At 43.6% G+C, this 13,336-nt stretch carries 7 protein-coding genes and 2 pseudogenes; all 9 read right to left on the minus strand.

Annotated features, from left to right (window positions below; translation table 11 throughout):
• Positions 1 to 15 precede the first annotated feature (15 nt).
• A complete protein-coding gene (locus tag LP667_RS09320) occupies positions 16 to 3,447 on the minus strand; it encodes a pyruvate carboxylase (RefSeq protein ID WP_056988474.1) in 3,432 nt (1,143 codons plus the stop codon).
• A gap of 30 nt (positions 3,448 to 3,477) precedes the next feature.
• Positions 3,478 to 4,644: an FtsW/RodA/SpoVE family cell cycle protein gene (locus LP667_RS09325; RefSeq protein ID WP_021732077.1), complete on the minus strand. Its 1,167-nt coding sequence runs from the start codon at positions 4,642 to 4,644 to the stop codon at positions 3,478 to 3,480.
• Positions 4,645 to 5,132: 488 nt separating this feature from the next.
• Positions 5,133 to 6,722: a TIGR03766 family XrtG-associated glycosyltransferase gene (locus LP667_RS09330; RefSeq protein ID WP_021732078.1), complete on the minus strand. Its 1,590-nt coding sequence runs from the start codon at positions 6,720 to 6,722 to the stop codon at positions 5,133 to 5,135.
• A gap of 94 nt (positions 6,723 to 6,816) precedes the next feature.
• Entirely contained in the window at positions 6,817 to 8,172 is a 1,356-nt protein-coding gene (locus LP667_RS09335; protein WP_082618926.1) for a TIGR03111 family XrtG-associated glycosyltransferase, read from the minus strand.
• On the minus strand, positions 8,172 to 8,771 hold the full coding sequence (gene xrtG, locus LP667_RS09340; protein WP_033609543.1) for an exosortase family protein XrtG: 600 nt from the start codon (positions 8,769 to 8,771) through the stop codon (positions 8,172 to 8,174). Before xrtG ends, LP667_RS09335 begins: the two co-directional genes overlap by 1 nt.
• 104 nt (positions 8,772 to 8,875) lie before the next feature.
• Positions 8,876 to 9,334 (minus strand): annotated as a pseudogene (locus LP667_RS09345) (Firmicu-CTERM sorting domain-containing protein); the annotation flags it as partial.
• Between the two features lie 9 nt (positions 9,335 to 9,343).
• A protein-coding gene (locus LP667_RS09350; RefSeq protein WP_121018928.1) for an IS5 family transposase occupies positions 9,344 to 10,143 on the minus strand; the annotation gives its coding sequence in 2 pieces (ribosomal slippage) (positions 9,344 to 9,873 and positions 9,873 to 10,143; 801 coding nt in all).
• A gap of 41 nt (positions 10,144 to 10,184) precedes the next feature.
• Positions 10,185 to 11,048: pseudogene (locus tag LP667_RS09355) on the minus strand (Firmicu-CTERM sorting domain-containing protein); the annotation flags it as partial.
• A 261-nt stretch (positions 11,049 to 11,309) separates the two neighbouring features.
• Entirely contained in the window at positions 11,310 to 13,148 is a 1,839-nt protein-coding gene (gene typA, locus LP667_RS09360; protein WP_021732082.1) for a translational GTPase TypA, read from the minus strand.
• Between the last annotated feature and the right edge of the window lie 188 nt (positions 13,149 to 13,336).

Consider the following 13,336-nt stretch of genomic DNA (forward strand, 5'->3'; position numbering starts at 1 on the left):
CCACTGACAACAAAGTTATTGTGGTGCGATTTCTAATAATAAATCGTCCGTTTGAATCACATCACCCGCATTGACATAGATGTGTTCAATGACACCATCTTCTGGTGCTTGAATCGTCGTCTCCATCTTCATCGCTTCAGTCACGAGTAATGGTTCGCCCTTCTTAACGGTCTGGCCTTTCTTAACCAGTAACTTCAGAACGGACCCGCTCATCGTTGCGCCAACTTCATTCTCGTTAGTTGGTTCTGCTTTACGTGTGCTCGTTGCCGACTGATGAATGGCATTATCCTTGACCATAATCTCTTGATTTTGACCATTGATACTAAAGTAAAGTGTCCGGACCCCATCAACATCGGGATCACTAATTTGGTTGAGCTTAACAATCATGGTCTTGCCCTTCGCCAATTCAATATCGACGGTTTCACCCAGTCGCATTCCCTGGAAGAAAGTTGGCGTGTCCAACAAGGAGACATGACCATACCGTTTGTGACTGGCATTGTAATCCATGAAGACTTTTGGATACAGGATGTAGCTCAAAACCTCCTGATGATTAGCGTCGCGGCCAAGTTTAGCTGACAATTCCGCTTTAACGGCGTCAAAATCAGCCGGCTTAGCTAAACTACCTGGTCGAACAGTCAACGCTGGATGATCCTTCAAAATAATTTTTTGCATTTTCTTCGGAAAACCACCAACTGGTTGTCCAATATTACCAGCAAAGAAATTAATTACTGAGGCTGGAAAATCAAGTTTGGTTCCATGATCATAAATATCAGCTGGCGTCAAATGATTCTCCATCATGAACAAGGCCATGTCACCCACAACCTTTGAACTTGGTGTCACTTTGATGATATCACCGAACATATCATTGACCGTCGCATACATCGCCTTGACCTCTTCCCAACGGTCACCAAGGCCAACTGCTTTAGCTTGTTGTTGCAAGTTAGAATATTGGCCACCAGGCATTTGCGTCTGGTAAATATCCGTTTGGGGACTAGTCATCCCATTTGAAAAGTCTTGATAATATGGTCGGACACCTTGCCAGTAACGATTAATAGCTTCGACATTATTAATATTAACATCTGGTTGGCGATCATTGTGCGCTAACGCGTAGTATAGCGAGCTCATTGAAGGCTGGCTCGTCGTTCCTGACAGTGAACTGGCTGCAACGTCGACCACGTCAACACCAGCTTCAACAGCTCGCGCATAGGTGAAGATACCGTTGCCAGTCGTATCATGTGTATGCAGATGAACCGGCACGGCTAACGATTCCTTTAACGTAGCCACTAACTCATAAGCAGCTTCCGGTTTCAAGACTCCCGCCATATCCTTAATAGCAATAATGTCAGCACCGGTTGATTGCAAATCTAAAGCCAATTGCCGGTAGTAATCGAGACTATATTTCTGTCGATCAGGATCCATAATATCGCCAGTATAGCAAATCGTTGCTTCAGCAATCTTGCCCGTCTCCTTGACGGCTTGAATACTCTTTTCCATCTGTGGAATCCAATTCAAGCTGTCAAAAATACGGAAGACATCAATTCCACTCTTAGCGGCTTCTAAGATGAATTCCCGAATCACATTATCGGGATAGTTTTGATAACCAACCGCATTCGAACCACGAAATAACATTTGGAATAATGTCCGTGGCATCGCTTGCCGAAGTTCTTTTAGCCGATTCCATGGATTTTCATTCAAGAAACGGTAAGCCACATCGAAAGTCGCACCGCCCCACATCTCATATGAAAACAGTTGTGGCAATGCCTTTTGTGACGCAGCAGCAACGGCCAGCATATCCTTCGTCCGCATTCGGGTTGCAAATAAGCTTTGATGTGCATCACGCATCGTCGTATCCGTTAATAACACTTGCTTTTGTGCTAGTAACCACTGCTGCAAGCCTTGGACACCCTGGTTGTCTAAGACGTCTTTGGCCGTCACAATTTCAGGTGCGATCGGCTGGAAATCATCTTTGAATTCAACGTCAGGGTAGTATTTTTTTGCGTGCTGAGCAACATCGGCAAAACCATTAACAGTCACGTTCCCAATATACTTCAACATTTTATCTTCACGTTGCGTGTCATCAGGGAATTTGAAGAGCGTGGGCGTTTGATCGATAAAGCGTATCCCAGCTTCACCAGCTTGAAACGTTGGGTTGTCGATCACATTCAACATGAATGGGATGTTCGTCTTGACACCACGAATGTCAAATTCAACTAAGACCCGTCGCATCTTATGAACAGCCGCCTTGAAATTACGGGCCGCCACACAAGCCTTGACTAACAATGAGTCAAAATATGGGGTTACAATGGCCCCCGAATAAGTATTACCAGCATCCAACCGAACACCATTCCCACCTGGTGACCGGTACGTCTCAATCCGTCCAGTATCCGGCATAAAATCATTAGCCGGATCTTCAGTCGTGATTCGGCACTGAATTGCCGCACCCTTATATGTCAAGGCGTCTTGGTGTGGCAAATGCAAGTCTTCGAACAGATCGCCACCCATCGCAATTTTCAGTTGGGCGTGCACGATGTCAATTTCAGTAATCATTTCCGTAACCGTATGCTCCACTTGAACTCGTGGGTTGACTTCCATGAAATAGAATTGATCCCCTTCGACCAAGAATTCAACCGTTGCTGCGTTTAGATAGTGGACACTCTTCATCAAATCGACCGCCGCATTGCAAATCTTAGTCCGTAATTCAACTGGAAGTGCTACGGCTGGTGCAAATTCAATCACTTTTTGATTACGACGCTGAACAGAACAATCCCGCTCAAACAGATGCATCACGTTACCGTGCGCATCCGCTAAAATTTGAACTTCAATGTGCTTGGGGTTCGCAATGAACTTTTCTAAGTAGATTTCATCGTCGCCGAAGGATTGCATGGCTTCCGAACGGGCTCGGTCAAAAGCTTCTTGTAATTCTGAAGCTTCATGCACGATCCGCATCCCACGACCACCACCACCCATAGCAGCTTTGATCATAATTGGATAACCGTACTTTTGGGTAAACTGCAAGGCCTCATTCAGGCTAGTCACCGGATGCAAAGTACTTGGAATCGTCTGAACGCCAGCATCACGTGCCACTCGCTTGGCCGTGATTTTATCCCCAAACATCTCGAGATGTTCCGGCTTAGGGCCAACAAACGTCATCCCTTCTTCAGCAATCCGTCGTGCAAAAGTCGCATTTTCAGATAAGAAACCGTAACCAGGGTGAATCGCATCAACATGATTTTCTTTGGCAATGCGAATAATATCTTCAATATCAAGGTAAGCCGCAATTGGCGCCTTACCTTCCCCAACTAGATACGCTTCATCAGCTTTGAAACGGTGAACTGAAAACTCATCTTCTTTGGCGTAAATCGCAACAGTCTGCAAGCCTAATTCATGACAAGCACGGATAACCCGCGTTGCAATTTCTCCCCGGTTAGCAATTAATACTTTCTTCACCAAAATCCCTCATTTCCAAATAAAATCATTTTAGCCTGCCTGTCGAACGGTGTTGCGTCGGGCTATTTTTTCCAACGCACTGATATTTAACACCAACCCCAGTGAAAGGGTCAACACCATCATACTGGAACCACCATAACTCATGAACGGGAAAGTCACCCCAGTAATCGGAATCAGACCAACAATCCCACCCACATTAACAAATGCTTGAATGGTCAAATATGCGGCCACTCCGTAGCATACTAGTGCATTAAACGTATTAGTTGCACGTACCCCAATATATATGGTGCGCACCACAATCACTAATAATAATCCCATCACTAGCAGAATACCGATCAATCCTAGTTCTTCTGCCGTGATCGACATAATGAAATCAGTGTTTGGCTCGGGTAAGTATCCGCGCTTTTGCAAGCTATTCCCAATACCAACGCCTGTCAAGCCGCCATTCGAAATGGCATAGTAAGAATTGACCAGTTGCGTTCCAGCCCCCGAAGCCGTCTTGAACGGATTAAGAAACCCCAGAAATCGCCGGAGCTGATAAGAATTAGTAAAAGCACTTTGGGGTAGACGACTCACTAACGGTACTAAGACCCATTCAAAGGCCCCGACTGCCCCCGCAAAAACACCGACACCAACAAAGTACGGAATACCACTCGCAAATAAAATCACTGCCGCAATTGCTAAATTAATCGTTGCCCCACCAAGGTCAGGTTGAACAAAAATCAATAAAATCATCGCGAAGAGCATCACAAACTGTGCACCAAGTTCACGAAAACGGGCCACGCCAAAATGCGCCTCACGTTGGGCAATTATTGATGCCAAGTAAATGATCAGATAGAACTTACAAAATTCGGCCGGTTGAATTGAAACTGGCCCTAAAATAATCCAGCCGGCCGCCCCATTAATTGATTTACCAACTAGCCGGAGAAGAACCAAAACAATCAACATCGCAAACCCCAAAAAGCCGAGTAACTTAGTTTGCTTAAAATAGTCAATCTTCAAATTCATACAAACCAAAGTAATCAATAATCCTAAGACAACCCAAATCAGCTGTTTTACCAAATAACCGGTGGGTGTCGTGCCATTTTGTGCGGCTACGTATGAACTCGATGAATAGACCATGACAACGCCGATCCCGCTAACAATCAAATACGGGATAAACAGCACATAGTCCATATAGTGTAACTTTTTCCACATGAGCTTAAATCCCACCCTAATTAATATCTCAGTTCGCTATTGTTCCCCACAACAGCGCGAACTGCTTGCTTGCAACAATTATAGCATAAGTCGATTTTAACACAGCATTTTCACATATTTATTTGTTGATTTTTAATCAAGTCTTGATGATTCACTGACAAAGACACTTTATTAGTTCCACCTCACAAGGCTATCGCGCGGGGGCTGTTGATGAGAATCAGCAGTCCCGTCTGGCCCCACTTATCCACCGTCATTCAGTACCAATCACATTAAACTTACACAGCCGAGCTAGACTGTTAACTAGCAAGAAACGACCTTACCCCAGCAAAATACTAGAATAAGGCCGTTTAACGAAGTACAAAATTATATTATTTCATATGTCAACTTGACAAGGGCTAGTTCATCTTAAAAAACTGAGCACAATTTTTCTATCAATATTATTGTCGAGACGCGCGCCAAAAAGTTGCTTGAGCTTTCCACTACACCCCTCATTCCGCTTCATCTGCCGCAATTGCTGCCTTTAATTTGCGCTGATACCACCCAAACACACGCTGAACATTCGCAACAGCACGCTCAAATGAAAATGTCCCTAACAATAACAAACATGGTAAGTATTGGATCAAATAGCGACTCCGACCACCTTCAAATAGCAGTAAAAAGACAAAGCCACCAATCATTGACAGTCGTAGCAGTTGGATGACCCGCCACTTAGCCCCAGACCCCAACACAATAACCGTCAGTAGTGCGATCCACCACAGTTGAGCTGTAAAACGAAAATCGGCAATATGCCGGCCATATAAATAAATAAAGTTTTTCAACCAATTACTAAAACCCTGATTCGTCGGTTTTTGATTTTCACGAAAGAAATTACCTTCTTTCAACCAGCCAAAGGTCCCGTCAGCTGTATTATTACGCTGCTTTTTTATTAAGAATTCAAAGTAACCCAGTGGTCCCAACTTTTTTAGACGTCGTTTCAGCATCTTAATCGAATAATCAGTCTTTTGTTTTTTAGTTGGCAAGACCGCCATTTGAATTGCTTGCTTTTCACTATAGCCACCGGTCCCATAAACACCCATCGCCATGAAATGAATTGCAGGAATCGACCGTGACCGATCTAATTTGATATACGTTTGCCCTTGAATTGCCTGATTCGTGTAGTGATAAGTGAAGCCCGCACTTTCCACCATTAAGATCAACATCGCAGCGCTGACAAAGATTGCGGGCGCATGCGGGGCACGCTTGTGTTTTAATCCTTCTAAGCATTCAATAATGACAATCGCGATGACTGGAATAATCGATGAAGGTTTCATAAAATAAGTCAACGTAACACTTATTCCAAAGCCAACCGCTGACGCCACTCGCAGTAGCGGTGGCAAGCTCGTCTGACGCATCACAAAGTAACATAGCATGTAAAAAGAAACCAAGGGTAAGCCCCATGCATCCGTATACGGCATAATAATACTTGGGAAGACAGCCAACCAGCCCGCATGTAAATACAATGCGAATCCCAGCGCGTGTCGGCGCACCACCGCCACACTTAACAAGTTAAAGGCCGCCGATAAATCAACGAAAAATAACGTCACATAATCAAAAAACTGCCACGATGTTTGTCCCGTTGACTCTGATAGCCAATGCATAAAAAGCATGATGGGCATATTATTTTGATTAAGACTATAGTATGCAGTTACGCCAACTTCCTGCACGTGCTTGGCACTAGTCGCTGCATAATGAAGCATCCCCGCATCAAAGCCACTCACCGGGTGCACAAACGTGACAAAGATGATTTGGCCGATAACGACCAGCCCGAGCAAACTGCCCGCTGTCCAAAGTTGGTGCGTGACCAGCACACGATACACGCCCCGTCGAAAGCGTGGGTAGGCATAACTCATAATTAAAACGGCTGTAATGCCAATGACTAAACTAGTTGTTAGCATGGTCGTGCTCGTCCCAAACGTCGCATTATCACCTAAAATAATATTCGGCGAAGTCACCGCAAAGATGAACATTAAGCCAAATAACAGCCACCAAATGACTGTAATTGTTGATTGACTAAACCGGTAAAAGTAACGTCTTATCATTGATCTCACTTCGTTGAAAGTGTCAACTCGTCATTGAGTTATCGAATCAGCAACACCCACGGATGTTTCATAACGTGCCACCACTTACTTCAACTTATTTTCCTTTCCGGCGCTGTCGATAATGATCACGAATGGTCTGACCATCATCACATAAGACCGCCCATAATCGTTGCCATTCTTCCGTGAACCCGCGCATCTTCCAAGTTGCTTGCGTTGTCATCGCATTGATGACCCCCACTAATCGGATCCATGACGTCAAAAACATGTAGAGCGGCAATGTCAAAGTCAACCACCACAAGTGTGAATAAAAGCGCTTTTCTTCTGGATATGGCCGTAGCAGAATGCCCACACTGATAAAATTGATTACACCAACCATGGCATACAGCGCATAGATCAAGAGATAGGATAGCCCGACCACCACGGTTGAATAACCAAAAGCAATTAGAACGATCGTTGCAAAAGTCCAAATCATTCGTGGAAATGTAAACGTATGGTCGATCATGATCCGGCGCACCAAGAAATCTTTGAAAAAGCCTCTGATACTAGCTGTTTGTGCCATGTAATGTTGCGCCACTTCTAGTTCACCACGCTGCCACCGCTGCCGTTGCGTATACAACTCTGAAAAACCCGAAATTGGTGCTACGTAAAAAATCGCATTCGCACAAATCACAACCTTTTTGCCAAGTCGCGTCCGAATCTGGAAAGTCATGTCCGTATCTTCACCAATGGTGTCAGTGTCGTACAAAAAGGTTTCCATAAGCACTTCCCGCCGAAACGCTGAGAAGGCCCCTGACATAGTAAATAATTGGTCACAAAACGATTCGATCGTTCGGCCAGACAAAAAGGCTTGGGCATATTCGTAGTATTCATTTTTGGCTAACAAACGGTGCCACCAACCATGAACTTGTTTAACCAAATCCCGTTGTGGTAACACTGCTCCGGTCATAGCTGCAATGCGCTCATCACTCTCGAATCGTAATACCATATTTTTGACCGCGTTTGATTCCAAAAGACCATCACTATCGATATTAATGACATAACTACCAATACTCTCATAAATTGCCGCATTAAGTGCTCGCGCTTTACCCTTATCAGTATTAACATACCGCAAAAACAAATCTGGAAAGGCATTTTGAGCACGAGCGTACGCCCCAAAGCTATCATCAGTACTCTGGTTATTGGCAAGGATAATCTGCATTGATTTTTTATCATACGTCTGATTATCGATTGAACGGATACAGTCAAACAACGTATCCTCAGAGTTATAAACCGGTACAATAATGGTTACCCACGGCCATTTAGCAGGTGCTTCAAGCTTAGGCATGTGCCGGTGTAATCGCATTAACTTAATCGTTGATACGATTGCTGGAATAATTTCAACAACAATCGGTACCAGCGCCCACGTAATCCAGAATCCCATTCTGGTCAGTGCTAAGTTGATCCAATACATCACAGAATTCGATCCCTCCAATCAATAAACTGCTGATAAATTCCTCGGGCCAACTGCGAATATGTGAAAACATTGTAATATAAAATAATAACAAGGACATAAAATAATAAGCGCCCAATGACAGAATGCGCCAAGAAGAAGGTTTGACCACCGCCAAAGTGAACAATCACAATCACGGTAACTAGCCGTAACACATTGATCAGGTAAATAAATACTAAGCCAAAAACACCATAGAATACTTTCTCACGACGATTATAAGCCGGATAGAATGCCACCAACGAAACAAACGCACAGGTTTCAATAATCCCTGAACATTCGTAGTCAATTGACATGACTACCGGATTACCACTATTAGTGATATACACTAGTCCCATTTTGAACATAATAGTACACCAATTGGTTATATCGCTAAATAGTGCGACCCCGTGAATGACGGCGTGAGTAAAAAACCACACCCAATACGGACGACTAATTGCTGTTAATATAAAAAAAAGCCCGGCGCTTCCCACAATAAAGTAGAAAGCTGATAGCCGAGCCCGTTTGAGCACTGACAGTCCGTATAACCATATTACAATCCCTAGTAGGATTTTTACATTCATCGTCCACCAGTCCTATTAATTAGCTGACCGACCGTTCCCAATAAGAACCAAGTCGGCGGTTATAAATGATTGTCAGTCAAAACTAGTTCCATAAATCCCAATAATTACTTTTTAACTTTTGGTAAATCAGTTGGTTCTAATTGCCGCCGCTTGCGGAATTTGAAATAACCCCACGCCACGATAACAACCCCAACACCTGAAATCAAGTACGGCCCCGTTGAACCACCAGCGACCGTCACTTTCTCATTACCAATATTTGGATTATACATCGTAATGGTTTGACCCGTCATGGTTGAAATCTTAAATTTACTCAAATCAACTCTAAATTCCGCAATCGAATGTGAACCAGCTTGTGAAACATACCCATTACCAACGGTTCCATACTGATGACCTTCGTTCCACTCGCCACCAGTAAAGGACACGGCTTTGACAGCCCCGTCACTTTGTGAACTTGGCATATCGCCAGACCAGACATAATATTTTTGACCACTGATATCAAAATTATAGTCTCCATAACCTGGAACTTGACCATACTTCATCTTGACATAGACATAAACGTACTTAGAACGTGTTTAGAATCTTTTCAAGAGTATTCGCAGGAAGGCTAAGCTAATCATCATCTTACTGGTGTTCAGCTTTCGCTCACAATTACGCCAGAGGCGCCGATATTTTCCTAGCCAGCTAAAACTGCGTTCGATAACCCAGCGTTGCGGGGTCACTTGACCGTGCCTAAGGTCACTCTGTTTAGCAATAATGACTTCAGCGTTAATCATTGCCTGAACTGATTGAGCAAAGTTTTTACCAGTATAACCACCATCGGCCATTACTCGTTGAACCAGGTCAAACTGTGATTTGTTTAACGCCAGTAGCGCATTGGCGCCATCACGCTCAGAAACATTGGCGGTTGTCACATGGACTGCCATCGGCAGCCCATTGATATCTACAGCAAGATGGCGCTTAATCCCACTCACCTTTTTACCACCATCGTAGCCGCTACTTTCAGCAGGATCGGTATTCTTGACACTTTGAGCATCTAGAATGACGAACGATGTATAAACTGAACGCTTCTGAGCCAACCGATGTTGGCTGACAATTTTTTTAAAACCTTATCCAGAGGAGTGATACCAGCAGGAGATGGCGTTTTAGTCCAAAGTAACCAGTAATAATAGACGGTTTCCCATTTAGGAAAATCGCTGGGTAAATCGCGCCAAACGCACCCATTTTTCAAGGTATAAAGCAGGGCACAAAAGATATCATATAAATCAACCTTTCTTGGCTTAGTCCGCTTACGTATGCCTTCTAGATCTGTCCGGATTAGTTCAAATTGTTCACGAGAGATGTCGCTACTATAATGGTGTGCAAAGCTTTTCATGGATTAAAAACTCCTGTTTTTGATCTAATTTAACTAAAATCAAATCGAATGTCAAAGTATCCAAACACGTTCTTACCATCGCTGACCATGGCAGTATAGCCGTCATAACCCTCAGTCAAAGTGACGTTCTTCCAGTCATTGAAATTACCATCAATCTTAATATTTAGATTATCATTATCGTTACTAGCATTATTATCTGTCGTTAATGACGCCTTAGAAGCCGTGTCATCCTTATCTGTGATTACCCCTGCCGAACTGCTCGTCGAATTTGTGGCACTGCTTGAATCAGTACTACTGCTTGAATTTGTTGCACTACTTGAATTGGCGGCGCTACTTGAGCTAGCCGAACTGGTCGCAGTTGTAGTAATCGTACCGGCAGTGGTCGTTGCGCTATCACTTCCAATGTTCGGATTAGCCATTGAGATTTGCTTCCCACTTGCGCTTGCCGTCAATCCTAGTTTGGTCAGATCAACTTTGAATTCAGCATAGTTATGCGAACCATCATTCGTCACATAACCAGTTCCGACCGTCCCGTACTGGGTGCCTTCGTTCCATTTACCACCAGTTAGCGTAAATGATTTGACACTTCCCGAACTAACGCTGCTCGGAATGTTATTCGACCAGACATAATAAGTTTTACCATCAATAGTAAAATTATAGTCCCCATAGCCTGGAACTTGGCCGTTCTTCATCTTGACGTAAACATTGACGTACTGACCATCACCCGCTAGCGCCGTATAACCGTTATAGCCTTCCGTTAACGTCGCACTTTTCCAATCATTCATTTTACCATCAATTGTGACGTTGGTGCTGGCATCAGCAGTCACTGAATTCGTCATTACCATGGCACCGGTCATACTAAAGGCAAGCATGCCTAAAATCATCAACTTATTAATTTTTTTCACGATGGACACACCTCCAAAACTTAACATCGTTTTTATGGGTCATTAAGACCAACGGACCTTTTTTACCCTGTAAATCAATAGTATACTCCTCGCATCAATTAATCAATCAATATTTCCATTTAAATGAACTCAATGACCATTAACAGCACTAATGATTATCGCCACGGACCAGTCTGACTAATTTTAGCCGTTTTTAGTCCATGGTTTGTAAAAAAAAAGCACGTCCCTCAATTAGGACGTGCCGGCACGAATTAACGTGTGTTATTTGTTCATTTTACGCTTTTTAGCTTCTTTTTCACGTGAATTAGTGTTCAAGATACGTTTCCGTAACCGAACATGATCCGGCGTAATTTCACAGAATTCATCACTGTTCAAGAATTCCAGTGATTCTTCCAACGTCAAATGCGTTGGCGTCTTGATAGTAGCCGTCAAGTCCTTGTTAGAAGAACGCACGTTGGTCATGTTCTTACCCTTAGTAATATTAACCGAAATGTCGTTTTCACGGCTGTTTTGGCCAACAATCATACCTTCATAGACTTCGGTACCTGGGTCAACAAAAATCGTTCCCCGGTCTTCAATCCCCATCGTAGCGTAAGTCGTTGTCTTACCTTGGTTAATTGAAACTAAGGCGCCATTCCGACGACCAGGGTTCCAGTTAGGAATAACTGGCAAGTATTCAGAGAAAGTATGGTTCATAATACCGTAACCCCGCGTTAGTGATAGGAATTCCGTTGAATACCCAATCAAGCCTCGTGAAGGTGCCAAGAAAGTTAACCGAGTTTGGTTGTTACCAGTGCTTTCCATGTTCTTCATTTCAGCCTTACGTTTAGATAAGGTATCAATAATTGAACCAGTATATTCGTCAGGAGTATCAATCTGAACAGATTCGAATGGTTCGCAACGCTTGCCATCAACTTCGCGATAGATAACTTCTGGACGAGATGCTTGTAATTCATAACCTTCACGCCGTAACGTTTCGATTAAAATTGACAAATGCAATTCGCCACGACCAGAAACGACCCATGAACCCGGTTCGTCGGTATCGTCAACCCGAAGTGAAACGTCGGTTTCAAGTTCAGACTTCAACCGCATTTCAAGTTGACGGGCCGTCACAAACTTACCTTCTTTACCCGCAAATGGTGAAGAGTTCGTTCCGAAAGTCATTTGTAACGTTGGTTCATCAATCCGTAAAATCGGCAAAGCTTCAGGATTGGCTGAATCAGCAACCGTTTCACCAACGTTGATATCTTCCATCCCAGAAACAGCAACTAAGTCACCGGCGTGGGCTTCGTTGATCTCCAAACGTTGTAAACCGAAGAACCCGAACAACTTAGTTACTCGGAAGTTCTTCTTACTACCATCAAGCTTCATGACTGAAACACTGTCACCAACCTTGATTGTTCCACGGAAGACCCGACCGATACCAACCCGGCCAACATAGTCGTTGTAGTCTAATAAAGCGACTTGGAATTGTAATGGTTCGTCAGAGTTATCAATTGGTGATGGAATCGTCTTAATAATGGTATCAAAGATTGGTTGCATCGTATGTTCTTGCTTAGCAGGATCCGATTCATAACTAGAAGTCCCATTCAAAGCTGAAACGTAAACGACTGGGAAATCTAATTGTGATTCGTCAGCACCTAATTCAATGAAGAGGTCTAGCACTTCATCAACTACTTCTTCAGGACGAGCACCAGGGCGGTCAATCTTGTTGATGACCACGATTGGTGTTAAATGTTGTTCCAGGGCCTTCTTTAAAACGAAACGAGTTTGCGGCATCGTCCCTTCAAAGGCATCAACAACGAGTAACACCCCGTCAACCATCCGCATAATCCGTTCAACTTCACCACCGAAGTCAGCATGTCCTGGGGTATCCAGAATATTGATTTGTTTGTCGCCGTAACGAACGGCCGTGTTTTTCGAAAGGATCGTGATACCGCGTTCCTTTTCAATGGCATTAGTGTCCATCGCCCGATCGTCAATCTGGACGTGTTCGTCAAGGGTATCCGATTGTTTAAGCATTTCGTTAACCAACGTCGTTTTACCGTGGTCAACGTGGGCAATAATGGCAATGTTGCGGATATCATCTCTAAATTTCAAAATTGATCTTCCTTTCATCCTTCAAAATTCTTACTATCCTTCGACAGCAGAAATCTTACATATATTAATACAAACCGCCGTTACTATCAAGTCTCAGCTTCAACTTGAAACCTTCATAACGACGTTTTCAGCAGTTTTCATCCATTGACATAAAAAAACTGTGACATATGGGTCACAGTCCCACTACT

It is taken from the genome of Lactiplantibacillus paraplantarum (assembly GCF_003641145.1).
Lineage (GTDB): Bacteria > Bacillota > Bacilli > Lactobacillales > Lactobacillaceae > Lactiplantibacillus > Lactiplantibacillus paraplantarum.